Source organism: Chryseobacterium sp. 3008163, assembly GCF_003669035.1.
GTDB lineage: Bacteria > Bacteroidota > Bacteroidia > Flavobacteriales > Weeksellaceae > Chryseobacterium.
On sequence record NZ_CP033070.1, the window covers coordinates 461,582 to 480,492 of the forward strand.

General features: G+C 32.0%; 12 protein-coding genes and 5 pseudogenes. 12 read left to right on the top strand and 5 right to left on the bottom strand.

The genetic code is table 11. The annotated features are described in order from the left end of the window. Nucleotide 1: 1 nt before the first annotated feature. From EAG08_RS02000 to EAG08_RS02025, 7 genes and pseudogenes are all read left to right on the top strand, one after another. The gene (locus EAG08_RS02000) at nt 2–715 is read left to right on the top strand and encodes a class I SAM-dependent methyltransferase (protein WP_129533983.1); all 714 of its coding nucleotides are present in this window, start codon (nt 2–4) and stop codon (nt 713–715) included. Nucleotides 716–1,252: 537 nt separating this feature from the next. Then, the gene (locus EAG08_RS02005) at nt 1,253–1,612 is read left to right on the top strand and encodes a cupin domain-containing protein (RefSeq protein ID WP_129533984.1); all 360 of its coding nucleotides are present in this window, start codon (nt 1,253–1,255) and stop codon (nt 1,610–1,612) included. Between the two features lie 459 nt (nt 1,613–2,071). Next, a complete protein-coding gene (locus tag EAG08_RS02010) occupies nt 2,072–3,478 on the top strand; it encodes a hypothetical protein (protein ID WP_185145175.1) in 1,407 nt (468 codons plus the stop codon). 402 nt (nt 3,479–3,880) lie between these two features. Further along, nucleotides 3,881–5,095, top strand: coding sequence for a T9SS type A sorting domain-containing protein (locus EAG08_RS02015; RefSeq protein ID WP_129533985.1), 1,215 nt, complete (start codon nt 3,881–3,883; stop codon nt 5,093–5,095). A gap of 736 nt (nt 5,096–5,831) precedes the next feature. After that, nucleotides 5,832–6,839, top strand: coding sequence for a hypothetical protein (locus EAG08_RS02020; protein WP_129533986.1), 1,008 nt, complete (start codon nt 5,832–5,834; stop codon nt 6,837–6,839). Nucleotides 6,840–7,462: 623 nt separating this feature from the next. After that, nucleotides 7,463–7,627: a hypothetical protein gene (locus tag EAG08_RS21240; protein WP_164998511.1), complete on the top strand. Its 165-nt coding sequence runs from the start codon at nt 7,463–7,465 to the stop codon at nt 7,625–7,627. Nucleotides 7,628–8,433: 806 nt separating this feature from the next. Continuing rightward, a pseudogene (locus tag EAG08_RS02025) lies at nt 8,434–8,613 on the top strand (RteC domain-containing protein); the annotation flags it as partial. Nucleotides 8,614–8,968: 355 nt separating this feature from the next. Here EAG08_RS02025 and EAG08_RS02030 read toward each other — a convergent pair. Beyond that, nucleotides 8,969–9,337, bottom strand: a complete 369-nt coding sequence (locus tag EAG08_RS02030) for a DoxX family protein (protein ID WP_129533987.1) — start codon at nt 9,335–9,337, stop codon at nt 8,969–8,971. Nucleotides 9,338–9,429: 92 nt separating this feature from the next. Between EAG08_RS02030 and EAG08_RS02035 the strand changes: the two genes are divergently transcribed. The 3 genes and pseudogenes from EAG08_RS02035 to EAG08_RS02045 all read left to right on the top strand — a co-directional run. Further along, entirely contained in the window at nt 9,430–9,774 is a 345-nt protein-coding gene (locus tag EAG08_RS02035) for a winged helix-turn-helix transcriptional regulator (RefSeq protein ID WP_129533988.1), read from the top strand. A gap of 533 nt (nt 9,775–10,307) precedes the next feature. After that, a pseudogene (locus tag EAG08_RS23060) lies at nt 10,308–10,603 on the top strand (helix-turn-helix domain-containing protein). 26 nt (nt 10,604–10,629) lie between these two features. Next, nucleotides 10,630–10,893, top strand: a pseudogene (locus EAG08_RS02045) (helix-turn-helix domain-containing protein); the annotation flags it as partial. Here the strand turns inward: EAG08_RS02045 and EAG08_RS22860 are convergent. Further along, a pseudogene (locus EAG08_RS22860) lies at nt 10,894–11,153 on the bottom strand (Arm DNA-binding domain-containing protein); the annotation flags it as partial. Between the two features lie 317 nt (nt 11,154–11,470). Next, nucleotides 11,471–13,126 carry a DUF6377 domain-containing protein gene (locus EAG08_RS02055; RefSeq protein ID WP_228446723.1) on the bottom strand — a complete coding sequence of 552 codons (1,656 nt, stop codon included), beginning with the start codon at nt 13,124–13,126 and terminating at the stop codon, nt 11,471–11,473. Between the two features lie 1,730 nt (nt 13,127–14,856). Between EAG08_RS02055 and EAG08_RS02060 the strand changes: the two genes are divergently transcribed. Further along, nucleotides 14,857–15,441 carry a Crp/Fnr family transcriptional regulator gene (locus tag EAG08_RS02060; protein ID WP_129533989.1) on the top strand — a complete coding sequence of 195 codons (585 nt, stop codon included), beginning with the start codon at nt 14,857–14,859 and terminating at the stop codon, nt 15,439–15,441. A gap of 403 nt (nt 15,442–15,844) precedes the next feature. After that, nucleotides 15,845–16,602 (top strand): annotated as a pseudogene (locus tag EAG08_RS02065) (SDR family NAD(P)-dependent oxidoreductase). Between the two features lie 192 nt (nt 16,603–16,794). On the opposite strand, the gene EAG08_RS02070 reads toward EAG08_RS02065, so the two are convergent. Together EAG08_RS02070 and EAG08_RS02075 are read right to left on the bottom strand one after the other, a co-directional pair. Further along, a complete protein-coding gene (locus tag EAG08_RS02070) occupies nt 16,795–17,547 on the bottom strand; it encodes an SDR family NAD(P)-dependent oxidoreductase (protein WP_129533990.1) in 753 nt (250 codons plus the stop codon). A 197-nt stretch (nt 17,548–17,744) separates the two neighbouring features. Beyond that, on the bottom strand, nt 17,745–18,296 hold the full coding sequence (locus EAG08_RS02075; RefSeq protein ID WP_228446724.1) for a Crp/Fnr family transcriptional regulator: 552 nt from the start codon (nt 18,294–18,296) through the stop codon (nt 17,745–17,747). Nucleotides 18,297–18,911 lie beyond the last annotated feature (615 nt).

Here is an 18,911-nt window from a genome sequence, read left to right on the forward strand (position 1 = left end):
AATGAACAGAAAAAGAATGAGTAGCCCGATAAACCGCGGATTATTACTTGCAATCCTTATGTTATCCTGTAAAAGTAAAGCACAGCATACGGATCAAAAGCAACATAACCAGACAAAACATTCACATTCCGAGCATGCTTTCGCAGATAAGAAAGCAGTAGCTAAAATGGCTGAAAACTTTGAATCAGCAGAAAGAGATTCCATGCAGCATCCCGATAAAGTATTGCAATATATGGGAAACCTTAAAGGCAAAAAAATTGTGGATATAGGTGCTGCCACCGGCTATTTCTCTGTAAAGTTTGCAGCTAAAGGAGCGCATGTTATTGCCGCAGATGTAAGCGATGCCTTTCAGGATTATCTTAAAGATAGGATTGCTAAAGAAAGCATAAAGAACATAGAGCTTCGGAAGATTCATTATGACAGCCCATTACTTAAAGATAATGAAGCGGACATTGTTTTTATTGCTAACACCTACCATCATATAGATAACAGAACCGATTACTTTTCTAAAGTAAAAAAAGGTTTAAACAAAAATGGTGAACTAGTAATTGTCGACTTTTTCAAAGCTGTATTCACTGAGAAAGTGCAGGCTCCAGCTATGACTATGAGAGCCTCTGTGGATGAAATCGTATTTGAACTGAAAAAAGCTGGCTTTACGTCTTTTGAAGTCGAAGTGAATATAATGCCGTACCAGTATATCATTAAAGCTAAATAATAAGATTATGCCTGAATTTTGGGAAGAAGCATTTACATCATTTCCATTTTGTAAGATTCTAATACAGCCTGAGTAAATGAAACAAACCCAAGTGTTTTCTGAACCTTATTTTACGCATTGAAAAATAAACAAGTGGCTTAAATAACATTGGTTATGTAGTCTCAGTTCATTTAATTTTGCAAGAATTAAGTTTATGAAATAAGAACTACTAATTTGATTAAAACTTTTAAATAAGATTTAGAATCAAGGAAACTTTTAAACTAGGTATAAAATTTAATGAACTTTTCTCCATAAAACCAGAATATTTTATCTTTTTCTATATCAAAAAAGTTACTTTACCTCATGCAAACAAAACAATTAAACAATTATTAATCAATTAATTAAATGAAAATATACTTATCGACGATTTACCTACCGTTGCTTTTGAATGGTACAACAATACGTTAATATTATATTTGTAAAATCAAAATCAATTATGGTATTGGTGTATGTAGATACAAAGTCAATAATTCGATAACTTAAAGAATGAGATAAAAAATGAATTTAAAAGATGCCCTAAAAAATGTGAATAATTATTTTTCTCCTAAAATAGTGGGTGAAGTAAACGACCAATATATTAAAGTTGCGAAAATAAAAGGAGATCTAGTGCCATGGCATAATCATGAAAATGAAGATGAATTATTTTATATTATTGAAGGTTCATTACTTATGCAAATAGAAAATCAAATGGATACTGTCATGCAGGCAGGTGATTTATGTGTTGTAAAAAAAGGAATAAATCATAAAGTTTCTTCTAGTGAAGAGTGTTTGATAATGTTAATTGAGTCCAAGACCACTGAGCATACTGGAAAAGTAAAGTCCGAAATCACAAAATCAATCAATGAACAAAAGTATTAAATAAATTAATAATTGATTATGAATTAGAATGTCAAAATATCTACCTTAATATAAAACATTTTACAAAAAAACATATTAATTCAAGTTTATCATAATATAAAAATATCAATATTAAAATATAATGATTTTGGGAGTGGTATATCTAGTGGGGTAAATGGAACTCTAACAATTTCATAAATGGTATTAAGTATGATGAAAGTTGGGAATTTATTGATTTATCAATGCGTTTAAAAGAATTACTTCCGTAACATTCATTATCTGCTTACAGTAGTAAGTAAAATTTCTACTGAATATTCATGCGCTGAAAGTAAGCATTTTGATCCTCTCCACCTATGAATGAACAAGCTATTTCTCATAAATATAAATTGTATCATTCTTTTTATAAAAATTACTTTTTTTCTTTGATTTACTAATAATTAATATGCACATGTTAATTCAGCTTATCCAAATAAAAATTTCATGAAAACAAAAATAAACTCGCTAGCCGATCTAATGGCAGCATTGGATCGTAATATCCCACAAAACCTAGAGTTACAAACTTCAATACTCTGTCCATATGCTATTTCATTGCCTAATGGTTATAGTTTAACTGGAGCTAACAAAGAAAGTTGCATCATAAACTTTAATAACGGTGATGGTATAGGCCTTACTGCTAATAATGAAATTTCGAACCTTATTATACAGACCAATCATAATAATCGGGCTATATACACCTTAAGCAACAACACAGATTTAGGTACTTTAATACTAAGGAATCTAACAGTTACAGGACAGATTCAGATATTAACCAGAACAGGCACAAAAAAAACTAACCTTATTGCTGATAACATCGACATTGTAGCCTGTGATTCACGAAGGTATTCTGAACAGCCACAAAAATATGGTGTTAATGTTTATCAGGGAGCATTTACTGTTTACAATTTTAGTAGCGATCCTGACAGTATCATAAATGCAACTTTGACAAATATTAGCCTAGGAAGAAAAGGAGCTCCAGTAATTGGAACAGGCTTATTTATATGTGGGTTCAGCGATATTGGTGGTTGGGTTATTGCAGACGAGATCACTACTGGTGAGATTTACTCCAATGGAATGATACCGTTAGGGCAACCAGACATGATAACTGCAGGTGTTTTTATTGTGTATGGTACCAAAATAAAAAAATTAACAAATCAAGGGCAGGTTACAACTTATGGAGTAAACGATATGGTCCTTGATACTTGGGGATATGTAGAAAAATGGATCGCAGAAAAACCAATCATATCTTATGGACCAAGTGGTATTGGATTCGTGAACTTTGGTACCGTTGATGATTTTGAAACGAAAGATAAGATTGAAACTTTTGGACTTGGCGCGAGGGGATTTAATCAATATGACGGCACCATAAAAAAGGCAATTTTTCATTCGATTATTACACATGGGGATGGATCAGTTGGAATGCAGTTTAGCAAACCTGTTGGCAATATTGAAGTGAAAAATGGAGTTGAAACTTGGGGGTCTATTGGAAATTCACTTGTTAAGGGAACTATCACTTCCCTTCCCGCAGATGCAGTAAGTATTAAGCCCGGTGGAGAAATCACGGAACTGAAAATTTCTGGTGGCATTACTACTCATGGTAACAATGTTCATTCTTATCATGTTGAAGGAGGAATTGTACATAGCCTAAACATATCAGGTGATGTACTTGCAGCTGGCAAAAATTCTACTTCAGTAGCTGTTAACAACAAGGGTGAGACATCTCTTAAAAACATCTCTGCTATATCAAAAAATGGTATAGCGGTTCAAATATATGGAGGAAAGGTAACTGATCGCACAGGCCTAATTGCGAAAGGCTCAAAAGGCAATATTGAAGAAAACATAAATATCTAATCAGCAGTTAGCTTCTTTTTTTAAAATATGTTTATTTCCTATCTATCAAAATAGGATGTAGATATCTATAATATCAAATTAACAATTAAATAGTAATGAAAGTAGTGATTTAGTCACCTGTCCCTTCCCTTGAAACTAAATCTCTCATATTTTATCATAGTTGACGGTGAACTATTTCACAAACAATTACATAAACATCAATAAAATCAGTGTGATTTATATAGATCTAATTATCACCTGCAAGGAATGAGATTACTCATATCTAAGAATATTTATCTACAATAATGGATATTATATGTAATGAAAATTGTTACGCTTTTATTAATCCATTTTCACACATACTAATAAATAGTTATATAACTCATTAACCTTTTTTATTTACAACAACTTATTTTAAATTTTATGAAAACAGTAAAACATTTACTATTACTTTTGACAATATTTACTACATTCCAAACACAAGCCCAAACCGGTACTTCATGGATAATTCAAGCCTCAGCAGCAGATAACTCTTGGCGAAGTATAAGCTATGGTAATGGGACATTTGTAGCAGTATCTGATGATGGGACAGGCAATAGAGTGATGACAAGTACTAATGGTATTACGTGGTCAACCAGAACCCCAGCAAACGATAATGAATGTTATTCGGTTGCTTTTGGTAATGGCCTGTTTGTAGCCGTAGCTATATCAGGCACAGGAAACAGAGTAATGACAAGTCCAGATGGGATCACTTGGACGAATAGAATCTCTGCAGCTGATAACTATTGGGTTGCTGTAACTTATGGTAACGGTTTATTTGTTGCTGTTGCTGCTACCGGCATAGGAAATAGAGTAATGACAAGTCCTGATGGTATTAATTGGACTATTAGAAATTCTTCATCAGATAGGATTTGGCTTTCTGTAACTTATGGTAATGGTTTATTTGTTGCTGTAAGTAGTGATACCGCAGGAAATACAGTAATGACAAGTCCAGACGGCATTATCTGGACAAATAGATCTCCGGCGTCAAATAACACTTGGCGATCTGTGACTTATGGTAATGGTCTATTTGTTGCGGTGGCAGGGTCAGGTAATACAAGTAAAGTGATGACCAGTCCAAATGGCTTAACCTGGACATCCAGAACTCCTCCACTTAATTATCCATGGCGATCTGTAACCTATGGCAATGGACTATTCGTTGCTGTAGGCTCTTTAGGCATGGGAAATATAATGACAAGTCCGGACGGAATTAATTGGACCATCACATCGGCATCGGCATCTAATGAATGGTCTTCGATTACTTACGGTAATGGAATGTTTATAGCTGTAGCTGTTACAGGTTCAGGGAATAGAGTTATGACATCTGGTAACATACTAGGTTTAAGTACATACGAACATACATTTTCTTCAAAATTAAGCGTCTATCCAAATCCATCCCAAAATATATTTACGGTAACAACTGATAAAGGTCTTGCCGTAAAGGTTTATGATATGTCAGGAAAAATTATTGTTTCTAAAAATTTAGTTTCCGGCAATAATAAACTTGATATGAGCAATTCTGTTGATGGAGTCTATCTAATGAATGTAACAAACGAAAATAATCAAAGTAAAATCATTAGAATTTTAAAACATAAGTAGTTAGTAAACTGACTTCACATAATGTTTAAGTACAATACATAATAAATAAGTGTCATGATATACCTGAATTTACCAAGTTAAAATTTATTATTAGAGCTTTTGAATATCAATTGTTATCAGTTAAATTAGATGTCATGGGTCCGAATCTAAATTTTTAAGATTCTTTTTCAGTTGTACATTCAAGTATATTCAAATATATTTTATCTAAAAGAAAAAGATAATAAAAGGGCAGATACATTGATGTATAAACTATTAAAAAAGAAAATTCAGTTGAATACAGATATAGGACAAGCTTGATTTCTTACAATTACACTTCAGAAACGAAAACAAAGATACTTTTTCTTGCGGATTCTTTAGGGCTTAATCAATACCGCACTTATATTATGAATATGATATTTCGTCATTAAAATCAAATACAGATAGATAGATAGATAGATAGATAGATAGATAGATAGATAGATAGATAGATAGATAGATAGATAGATAGATACTTTTTGGATTTATATCAACAAAAAAAGTTTACTATGTAATAATGGCTTATAAATTCTTGAAAATCTTGGATAGTGCAGAGGGACGAGATAATTAAATACTCTTAGTAAAAGTACTATTGTAGTATGCTCAAATATTGGATAAATATTTTATCTGATAATTTTACCGCAAATTCAATCTTTAACTTTTTCTTCTAATTACTTTAATCAAATATTCTAAATATATAATTTAAAAAATCTTATAAAAAATGGTACTAAAAAATTTCCTCTCAAAAGGAATACAAAATAATCAACTTCGTTTGATATTTTGTACTTTCTTAATTATAATTTCTTTACTAGCTTCTTCTTGTATTAAAAATGATGAAGAAATAATCACCCCTGAAACCAATGGTAGTACATTAGCGTGCAAAAAAAAACCAAGTCAAATTTCTTTTGGAAATAATAAACATGATATAAAATATAATTCACAAGATCAGCCATTTGAAGTGGCGACTACAATATATAATACATCAGCTCCAAATGAAGCACCCATTAAAACAATTTATACAATAGAATATAATTTACAAGGTAGGATTAGTAAGGTTTCTACATCAAAAAATAATCAGCCAGACCTTTATTATGTAATGGAATATAATGCAGATGGAAAATTATTTAAACAATCTGAATATAATCCTTTGGGCAATTTGATTACTTATACTATTTCAGAATATGATAATAATTCTTTAAAAAGATTAATAAGTCATAAAAATAGTTCAAATATAGTAGTAACTACTATTTATCAATATACAAATGGAAACTTAACAAAGAAATCAATTCAAAATCTTTACGATGTGGACTCAAATGAATTTTATAACGCTGATTTCACATATAACTACTACCTTGATAAGGAAAATAAAATAAAACCGTACTTTGAAGGAACTTTGGGATTGCTTTTTATTTCAAATGTATCTGTTAAAAAGTCATTACAATATCTTCCTGATGGAAATAATTATCAATTATTCTATGCTCAAGAAAGTTCATCTGAGAAAAAAATGCTAAAAAATATTGAAGTTATAGCGCATCGTTATAATACTAGTGATACCACAAATATTAACTACTCATATGAATATGATAATGATGGATTTCCAACTTGGCAAAAAGGAATATTTAAGAATATTACACGACGATATGTACCAACCCCATTTGGAGGTTCCATACTTCTTACAACTCCTCATAATAGTACTTTTGAAAGCACTTTAAAATTATCTTGCAACTAAAATATAAGAAAATAGCTTATGATAATCATTTTACAGTAAAGCAAATATTTTACAATACAAAAATCATCTTATTTACTGAAATTGTGTATTCATTATTTTATAATGAATACACAATTTCCCTCATAGTAAGATTAAAATATTACCAGTATTTTAATATTATTAAAAATACTATAGCATAAAAACAAATAATCAAATCGTTTCATTCTTCACTTCAATAATATTATGAAATTAAACTAATCAATGCCTCACCGCTAAAACGTACTTACTACAATTCTGCTGAATCAAGTTTAGAGCAGCTTCTGTAATAATATCTGAAAAAAAGCTGCCGTACTTATTGATTCTCAATTTACTGTACCAGATGCGGAAAAAGTAGTAAATATGATATGAAGCAGTGGTAAAAACTTAAAGGCTATATTTAGTAGTTATGGAGATCCAGATTATTATTTTGGTCTGGAAATCTTAAAAAAATATTATCGTAATGTACCGATCTACACAACTGCAACTACTGTCAATCATATTAATTCCACTTACAAAGAGAAACTTGAATATTGGGGAAAAGAATTAAAATCTGAAGCTCCGAAGCTTATAATTATCCCAATATTTTGATTAGTAACCACATAGAGTTGCAAGGACATAAGCTTGAAATTATAAAAATAGCCGATGAGCCTGCCCGTAGTTTTATTTGGATTCCCTCTATTAAAGCTGTTGTAGGTGGCATTAATGTCTTTGGAAATGATTTTCATTTGTGGACAGCTAATGATGCAACTGTAATAAAAAGAGATATGTAGATAGATGCTTTAGACAATTGCAAATTTAGATCCTAAAGTTGTAATATCTGGACATTTTGGTAAAAACGCAGATTTATCGATAGAATCAGTTAACTATTATAAAACATATCATCTGGCTTATGAAAAACTACTAAAGACAAATAGCACTTCAAAATCTCTGATAACATCTTTAAAAATAATGTACCCAAAAGCGGGCTTTTTACAAGCACTTGAAATAGGGGCAAAAGTTAATATTGGAGAAATGCAGTGGAACTAATTAATTTTACTATTTTTCAACTTAAGATATTTTTTCTAGCAGATTAATAATTTAAAAATTTGGTTCAGGTCATAAAAATGAGTTTATAATATAGAAAAGTTAATCAGACCCAAACATTATTCTGATGATGCAACCATAGTATTATATGTACTAATGTATTAGCTTAATATAATAATTAAGACTAATCAACATCTTAAAATTAAATATCCCTCTCGCCTCCTGATCTGCAATTGTCAATCATTAATCTGTTTATTAATTAAAGAATCACTTCTTGCAGATAATAAATAACCTTCACATTTGTTGATCGCTGTAATTCCACTGTGAGACTATCATCTGTTGTTATTATAAAGCCTGCCATTTTTACTTTCCAAACGTATTGAGGACAGGGTGCAAACTTCCTTATATCATTATTCATTTTCATTATCCAAGCAGAACTTGTCTGATCTTATTTTCTTTCTCATTTCCGATCATGACAATATTATGTATAGATTTTTCTTACGTAAGTGTATCTGCGTTCTTTTTCTGATAATGAATATTTAGAACCAAGGCTCTTATTTACGATCTAGATGCTTCCAATTCCATTACATTCGGAAAAATAGGTATCCGAAAATTAGCTTTGATTATTCAGGAGCTATTCCGTTCACCCTTACACAACATCCATCACTCTTTCCACCGAATGAAAATAAGGGCAGGCGCCCGAACGGCATTTTTAGACCAGCTCAAAATGTAACTCAAAGCATATATCGATAAAGACCTTTAGGTAAAGGTTAAACTGTAAGTTTCAAGAAGCTGCCCAAAAAGTAATTTTTTCGCAGCTTTTTTATAGTAATATTCTGTTTTTTGAATAATATAAATACTGACGATGCAAGCAATTTTAAAACCTCATTCAGTCCAACAACAAACTTTTTCCGTTTGATTTAAATATTTTATTTTCTCATATACTATAATTTTTCAATTAGTTATGAAAATGATAAAATAGAAAGAGACTGTTTTTTTCGGACAGCCTCTTTTCAGTTTTTTACAACTAGCTTAGTATAAATAAATATTTGTTGCAGCTAACCAAATAAAATCGATAAGGAATGCATCTATTTAACAAAAAGCCTTTGTCTTAGCTCAGGAAAACGTATAAATGCAGTAATCCAAAGAAGCACCTGAACTGATATTGGCATAATTACTGGCAGCTGGTTCGTTAAATGGGTGGCAATAGCTCCACCTAAATATGCCGCCAATAATAAAGCACCTACGATGCTTGTACGAGGAATAATAAAAAGTAGTAACGATACTATTTCAATAATGCCGATAATAAAATAAGTTGTACCATCAATTCCTATAGTGGCAGCCTGTGCGAGAGTTTCTTCACTTTGAATAAGTTTTAAAGAAGCACTTAACCCCAAGAGTAACCCTATAAGAATCGTTAATACCCAACCTGTAATCTTGATAGTTTTCTGTTTCATAATTAATGTAATATTTTTTACAAATTTATTGCTAAATGCTATACCTTTGTTATCTGTTACAAAAAGAATAGTAGTTACAAAAAGAATAGTATATGAAACACGAGGGAGGAAGTTGTTTTAAAGCCAAATTAGCCATACGTGATACACTTGATGTAGTGGGTGGAAAATGGAAACTTGTCTTAATTTCAGTATTGTTCAATGGCAAGAAAGGCTTTAATGAACTGACACGCGATGCTGGAATTTCTCCACGTATTTTATCAAAAGAATTACAAGAGCTTGAAATTAACGGACTGGTCACACGTCAGGTTATGGATACCAAGCCTGTAACAGTTCAATACGAATTAACTGAATATAGTACAACTTTACATGAAGTTTTATTTGCAATGGAGAAATGGGGATTACAACACAGAGAGAAAGTTATTTCAAATAAAGTTTGATTTTAGGATATATAATGCACATAGTAAATCTATCTCCTTTTTGCAACTAAAAATTCTTAATTGTTTATATGGCAGGCATACTTTAGTAACAATGAAATTAGGAAATGTAGTAAGTATAAGGAATGCTTCGCAATTAGGGACGTTTCAATATTAAAACATACAACATTATACGAAGGTAGCCTACATAATTAATAGAAGATATATCAAAATTATTTAAACACATAACAAGTACAAACATTTATTGACTATCTAATTAAAAGAGGCTGTTCAAATGGATGGCCTCCTTTATTTGCCCATATCTGCCAATTGGCAAATGTTCTCAAAACTCCACTACCAAACATCTAAAACACCCAGAAACCCTTATCAAAAAGGTTTTTCGATTGTAAAAATTTAAAAAAAAAGCCACACCAATTGGCAAAGTCCGGCAGACAAACACTGCCAGCTTTCACAATTTTGCATAGTGAACTTTAAAAAGCTGTGCGATGAAAATAATAACAATTGAAGAGGAAGCCTGACAACAGCTAAACAGCCATATCAATGCCATTGCCAACTATCTGAAAAGACAGTAAGATAAAAGGTATGATGACCTGTGGCTCAATAACCACGAGGTCTGTCAATACCTGCACGTCTGCGAGAAAACGCTGTGGCGTATGCGTATCAAAGGCGAGATTACTTACTCAAAAATTTATGGTCAGTATTTCTACACCCTTGGATCCATAAAAGCTATGCTTAATGCGAATTCCATACAGAGTAGTGAGGAATTTGTAGAAGAGCTTATGGTAAAAGCTTTATCGAAAAAGGCAGAAAGCTAAAAACAAATAAAAAATAGGTATGAACCTTTAAAAGTATATCCCTATGAATATTGACAGAATGGAATTTTTGGCGTGGATGGAACTCTTAATGGGTCGCCTAGATATGCCCAGTGATAACATAGACGAGTTGCAAAAGAAACGCAACGGCATAGATGATGAGGAATTACTGGACAATCAGGATTTACTTCAAATGCTGAAAATAAGCAACCGTTCTCTGCAACGGTATCGCTCCATCGGCAAACTGCCATATTATACTATTAGTGGAAAGCTTGATTACAAGTTGTCTGATGTGCATCAATTCCTCAGAGTGTTTCAGCATATCTTCATAAAGGGTGTCAATGCGTGCCCTTATATTATCCAATTTTGTTTAATACCTTGTGCTTTTACACCCTTTCCTTCAACTCTTCCATACTTTAAATCCCAATTATTTGGGTTATTTCTAACTTTGTTTCTAAAGTCTTAAGTGTTCCATAAATAGTAATACGTGCCATAATTTGGGGCATTACCGTTCTTTTTCGGCTCGTTCTTTTTTAAGTAGAAAAGTAGTAGCTTGAACGTGGATTTTATTTCTGTTCCATAACTCTAATGTATAATGAATAAAACTAAATTGTATCGAGTTACAAAGGAATATGAAAAACAAGTCAAGACGCTGAAATACAACATATTACAATCTTAAATCCCTTTAACAATCGGTAACGAGCTAGTAAGCTATCTTTGTATTTTTAAGACCAAAACCTATCAGACACTGAATTCCAAACTAAGACTACTGTTTTATAGAGCATTGGATATAAAAGGTAAAGCGTTTTTCTTATTTTTGCTTTTTACTAATCTTTTTTTACAAAAATAGAAAACGTGTTTATTTTACTAAGAAGACCTCACTAAAATTATGCATGTTTAGAAACATTCCCCAAATTCTGAACTTTAATTTCAAAGCTCTCATCAGATTGGATAGCCTTTGATTTCACTTTACTTCTATAGTTGTAGATCGTACGCAAGGTATAATGAAGAAACGTTGCGATTTGATTATTATTGGTAACCCCTAATTTGATCAGGGCAAATACACGAAGTTCCTGATTTAAAGTGTCTCCGTCACTGATGCGGTATCGTTCTTCTGGACGAAGTAGTTCGTTGATCTGTTCCACAAAATTCGGATATATTCTTAGAAAAGCCCTGTCGAAATTGCTATACAATTCTTTCAGCTCTTTGGAATTATCCTGTGATGAGGTTGTTATTTTCAGGATCTCAGCGGTTTGTCGGGTTTTGATCTTACGATTTACAATTCCTTTGAAGTGCGCAAGACGGTCAATATATTCTGTACAGATTTCAAGAAAACTTTTAATATACTGTTCTTTCAGGTGATTAGCTTCAGTAAGTGAATTATTAGTTTCGATCTGAAGAAGGCTGGCTTTTTTAAGATCATTATTTAGAACATTAAGCTTTTCATTGGTTTCCTTAAGTTTTTTTTGAGCTTTTAAAACCTTTTTGTTTTGCTTAATAATAAGAATAACAGCAATGAATAATATAAGCGATAAAATACTGGCTGTGATAAAAAGTGTCTGCAACTTTTTCTGCTGATTTTCACGTTCTATCTGATACGCTTTATCTATAATAGGTAATACTCTCGCAATATGTATATTACGTAATCTTGTGTTATAAAAATTGGCATCTTCGAGACTTCTTTTAATATAAAAATTTGCTCTTGAGATATCATTGTCATCGAAGAGTAAAATGGAAAGAGCGCGCAGAGACATGTTCTCTTTTACACCAGCATGAATATCTGATAGTGCAGATTTTGCGAGATATTTTTTTTGTTTTTTAATATCGCTTTTCTTTTCATAAAGATAGGCAAGTATAGCATTAAGGATTGAAAATTCCCGTGTATCTGGCCTTACATATCGAAAGCCCTGTAAAAGTTCTTTTTCGGCAAGGTCATATTTTTTAAGTTCAATATTTTTTGTGCTAAAAGTTATAACATATTCGTAACTATTTTTGGGAAGAAGGGTAAGAAGGGTATCCTGAACGGCATCTTTTTTCTGAATGATTTCTTCCATATCATAACCATACTGGTATTCGATCCAATAAATATAGACCTCGATATAGGCTTTATAATAATCAATAAGCTGATTTTTGTTCAGCTTTTTTTTATCGACGGTTTTCAGAATGTCAAGTGATACAGGAAACATTCCTTCTTTTGCTTTTATTCGGGCCAGTCGGATTTTGCTTTCTGCGGAATAGCTTTGATTGTTAAGCAGATGTGCTGTTTCTAAAGATTTATTGGTATAATATTCAGCTGAATCTGCTATAAAAACCTCATAACTTCGGGAAAGTGTATGATATATTCTATAATTTTTCTCATTACTGTTCGTGGAATTCAACTGTTTTAAAACAGCATGAATTTCCTGTTGCTTCTTTTTGGTATAAAAATCTTCTTTTGCTATATCTTCATCCAGTGCCTTTAAAAGAGTATCAAGTGTTTCTTGAGAAAACATCATAGTTGTTCCTATGAGAAAGAATATTGCGAAAAGAATTCTTTTTAACATTCAAAAGAGTTTTGACATTTATAAAAAATATCAATAATACAGAAATATTCTTATATAAAAGTGCATTATTAAAAATTACACTCTAAATTATATGATTAATTAATGAATATTTAAAAATCCAGTTTCTATAAATTTTTCTTCATTATCACAATGTGTTGCCTCATTTCAATTGGCATCGTTTTGGAAACTTTTCTGAGGTTGTACTAATATTATTAAAAGGTATAAACAGTTTAACTTCTAACCATAAAATTCAACTTTATGAGCAAAACAATGTTTTTTGGCAAAAGAAAACAAAATCTTACTCGGTTTTTCGAAAGGAGTGACGTATAAGTATTACTCATTTCTTTTAAATTTTAAAATAAATAAATGTTATACAAAATTATTTCATTGCCAAACCCCATGTATTTTATTATTAAAAATTCATATTTTTCAAGAGATATATTTTCCTAGAACAAAATTTGAAGATCTCTTATTAATTACAAAAGAATATGAAAAATCTTATTAGAATCCTCTTTGTAAAATCAAAGACATCGCAATTTCAAGAAAAGCTTTCGATCAGAAATCACCAACTTATGACAAAATGCCATTTATGCCCAAAAATGTCATATTGATTTATCATGCATTTACTAATATATAATTACTGTGAAAAATGAGACTAGCCTAGTAGAAAGCAGCAAAGCTTTGTGCAATATTTGGAATATTTTCGAAAAGCCTTAACGTGAAGGACTGCTCTTCAGAATTGATTATTTGTAATATATAATTAATACTTATTAATCTATCGGGATATAAAAAGTAAAGGTGAGATCAAATATACTTTTAATTCTTATGTTCATAAAATCAGAAAGTGGGACAATTGGCAACTGATGATAACATGGGATAATGAAACTTGCATAGAATAAAAACCTGGGAAAAGTCATATTCACTTATCTTATTTGCGATAGGCCTGTAGTGATTAATTCTCCCTATAATAAGTAATATTGAATTAAAGAATGTTACAATATTAAAATCTTGCTCAAAAATTACTAACAAAAATTGAGTCCAAAAATGCTTATAATCTTTAATAATTAAATATCTTAGTCAGATGTCACACTTAACTTTAGGTGCCCCCATCTTTTATTATTTAAATAATTTTATTTAGTCCCTTTTACTTCGACTGTTTCATAGTTGAAATATAGGGCAATGAGTAAATTTAATTTAGTAGAAGTAACGAGAAACGTCCATTTTTGTCCATACATAAAATTCTTTCTTGACATTTCTATCTCCGTACCTACCTTTATTTGTTTTAACAACTCTCCTTTAATAATTCTTATTCAAAATAAACTGTTTTTTTTCGATTGATTTTATTTCGCCGGGAATATTGGCTACAAACCATAACTCATATGGCTTTTGTTTCCAGGTAACTTAATGTAAAAGTGCACCATTTGGGTAATTTGAATCCAAATTTTTCTCAGCATAATTAAACGCGATATCATTTCCATACAAGGTTGACATTACACTGTCTTATGGATTTAATTAAGAAGTCAAACAATGTATCAGCAAAGGATTTTCTTTCAATTCATCATTCAGCTGAACTGAAGCTTTGCTATTGAGCAATTCTTTGGACCTTCCGTTATGCGTTTTATATTTACAAATATATCTGTAGTTCAATCTAACTTTCCAACACCTATTATCTGCATCTTTGAGATATCTTATAAATTGAGTAAATTGCTGGCCTTTAAGTTACTTTTACAATGTCCAATTTTGAAATGTTTTTCGATTACGTTCAGGAAATTTCAGGCAAAATACTGTCCGAAGATGATAAGCATTTGCTGACGGCACATTTTAAACCGAGAAAACTCCGAAAACGGCAATACTTTTTACAGGAAGGTAACGTGTGCAAATTTATTGCGTTTATTGTGAAAGGTTCTGCAAAGACCTTTACTGTAGATGAAAAAGGACATGAAAATATATTGAGATTGTCTGTAGAAAATTGGTGGCTTACAGATTTCGAAAGTTTTTATCGACTGACACCAAGCCGCTATCATATTGAAGCATTGGAGGAACTGGAATTACTGCAAACAACAAACGCGGAAATTGAAGAATTTCTCAAACATATCCCAGCCTTTTCCGCGATGTCAAATATTATCAATCAAAACAACACGATTGCAACACAGAAAAGAATGCAGGCGATCAACTACTCCGCTGAAGAGCGCTATGAAGAACTGGTGGAAAACTATCCCTATTTTCTGCAGCGGTTTTCGCAAAATATGATTGCTTCTTATCTTGGATTGTCATCTGAAACGCTGAGTAGAATCAAGAAAAACGCACTGAAATAAATTTTAACTCATAAACCATCGGAAATCTTCTTTCATTTTTGATCTAATAACTTACTAAATAATGCTTGATTCTGCAAAACTTTGTTGGTTTATTATTCTTGATATCTCAATTCAATTTGTCCAAGATTAAAGCTTTTAGCAAATTAAAAAGCTTATACGGAAGAACTTTTCGTCTTTGTTATTCTACCCTTTCACGAATTTCTTCATTTTTCACATTTCGCATAAACTTCTTTTTTACAATCATTTAAGATAATTTTCTGATTTAAGTCACAGGTTTCAATTGACATTTGTCACCATTAATCCGTGATGAATATCAATGCACAGATAGCTATGATGCGGCAACTTTGCATATAAATCAGAACGAAAATAATCTGACGAATTTAAAGAAATTAATATAGAAATTATGAGTAAATTGGAAAACAAGGTAGCGATAGTTACAGGTGCTGCAAAAGGAATAGGTGCTGCAATTGCAAAATACTTCGCCCACGAAGGTGCAAAAGTTGTCGTAAATTATGCTTCGAGCAAAGAAGCTGCGGAAGATATCGTTAAGATCATCACCGACTACGGCGGTGTGGCAATAGCTGTACAGGCAGATGTTTCCAATGAAGCAGATGTCAACAGATTGTTTGAAGAAACCAAAAAAGCTTTCGGAACGCTGGATATTTTGGTTAACAATGCAGTATCTCAAGGATATGCAGGTATTGAACAGATTACGGTGGAGGATTTTCACAAAAGTTTTAACGTGAATGTATTAGGAACAATTTTAACCATCCAGTCAGCTCTGAAACTTTTTGGAGACAATGGTGGAAACATCATCAATATCAGTTCAGGCGCAAGTAAATCTCCACTTCCTCATGCGTCGCTGTATTCTTCTACAAAAGCTGCGGTAGATGCTTTTACGATTGCATTGTCTAAAGAACTGGGTGCAAAAAACATACGTATCAATTCTATTTTGCCGGGCGCTACAGATACAGAAGGTGCAGCCAATGCGGGCGTGACTGCGGGAAGTGATTATGAAAAATGTTTATCGAAAAAACACCACTTGGAAGAAGAGGTCAGCCGTCAGATATTGCCAAAGCTGCGGTATTCCTTGCTTCTGATGATGCAGCGTGGATTACAGGTGAGCAGATTTCTGTTTCGGGTGGGATGTATGGTTTTTAGTACATATTGATAATCAGAAACATTCAGTAAATATGAAAATTACAGATATTTAATTATTTGTGATTTTTGATTTTTGAAGAAGATTTAATTTTATGAATGAAAATGCCAAATAATTTTATCGTTATTCGGCATTTTTAATATTAGAGGAGTACTTAGATTAAATCATAATCTTGTAATAAGGATTAAAACAAATTATTTCACCAGATAAGTCATTCCTCCATCAACAAGCAGTTCAGTACCAAGCATAAAAGAAGAATCGTCGGAAGCCAAAAACACCGCAGCACTTCCGATATCAGAAGGTTGCCCTATCCTGCCCGCCGGCACGGCTTCAGCAAACTGTTGTTTCACAGAAGTGATTTGTTCGGCAGGAATAAACTTTTCAAATGCCGGAGTATCCGTTGTACCAGGAGTTATCACATTCGCTCTTATTTTTCTGTCTAAAAGATCCGTAGAAAATCCTTTCGCCAAATAAATTACAGCAGATTTTGCAGCGCCATAAAGGGTGAATGATGCATAAGCGCGATGTGCAGCATTGGATCCGATAAGAATAACAGAACTACCATCATTCAAATGAGGTAAAGCTTTTTGAACTGTGAAATAAACTGCTTTTAGGTTCAAATTCATTAATCTGTCATAATCTTCTTCAGTTGTAGTTGCAACCGTTCCTACGCTTCCTGCACCAGCATTGGCTACCAAAATATCAATCTTTCCAAATTTATCTGCTGTTGTTTTAAACGCTTTTTCAAGATCTTCAGCTTTTGTTACATCGGCATTGATAGCGATAAATCCGTCTCCAAGAAGCGCTAAAGCTTTGTCTAAAGTTTCCTGATTTCTACCAACAATTGCGCCTGTTGCGCCTTCATTTTTTAATGCCTCTGCGATACCAAGACCTATACCACTGTTTCCGCCAGTGATTACTGCAACTTTGTTTTTTAATTTACTCATAATTGTACATTTTAAATTTTTCAGATATTCTGTTCTGAATTATAAGTACAAAGATATTTCCTCAGCACAAATGCATTCTTGACCTGAATCATTAAATACACTTGATTTAAATCAAGTCATAGATTTGAAGTTTCTGGAAGTATTTTTTTGAAATTAGAAGAAGGAAAATAAAAGAGAGAAGATATTAGTATAAATTTCTATTTTGAATTTATTTTTTTTCGCAATCTGCTCAATGTTTCAGGAGACAAACCTAAATAGGACGCAATCATATTTTGAGGAAACCGTTGTAAAAAGTGAGGATAATTATTGACAAAATCAGAAAAACGTTCTTCTGCTGTATAACGGATAACAGCTTGCATCCTTTTTTGATTTGCAATTGCATTGTTCTGCTTGATGACCTCCATCATTGCCGAAAATGCCGGGATATGTTTAAAAAATTCTTCAACCTGAGCATTGGTCACCTGCAACACTTCTAAATCCTCTATTGCCTGTATGTTGTACTGACTTGGCGTCAGATGATAAAAACTTTCAAAATCAGCCAGCCACCAGTTTTCGACACTTAGTTTAAGAATATTTTCATTTCCTTCTTCATCCACAGAAAATGTTCTGGCAGATCCTTTTACGATAAATCCTGTATATTTGCAGACATCTCCTTCCTGCAGAAAATATTGTTTTTTCCGGAACCTTCGTGGTTTCATATGAGCTTCGATCACTAATTTTTCACCCTCAGAAAGTATTTCTCCGGACATTTTTTTAATGTAGTCATAAAAAGCTTCGAAATTGGACATTTACAAGTAGCTATTAGTTTGCAATATACTAAGACGTCTATTTAAAACAAAATCATTTCTTAAATATCCGAGCTTCAGAATTAGAAATCTCTAAACAGGATTATCTATTTTGTGAAATTGTAGCAATTCTTTCTAAATCTTCAATAAAAAATTTCTATATTTCTTCGGTTATGGGTCCAAAATCGGACATCGATTTATAAAAAATGTACCTTTAGTTAAGTCTTTTAAAGCAAATTGTTAGATAATCAAGTTATTTCAAATAACTTTTCAGCTCCCTGTTTGCCCCTATAAAAAAAACCCTTGAATATCATTGTATTAAAGGGCTTTGCTGTGTTCCCATCTAGGCTTCGCTAATATTTTTCGAAAGAAAAACCGGAAAAAAGAAATAACATAATCTTATCAGACAACTGGAGGTACGCAAAGAAAGGGAATATTCGATAGTACCTTAAGGGACGAAACAGTTTATGCCATTTGTTTTTGGCTTTGAATCACGGGGTGTCAGCTGTACGATTTATTCTGAAAAATATCTATTCAATTCAATAGATAAAAAATGAATCTCCATGAATTTTAATGATC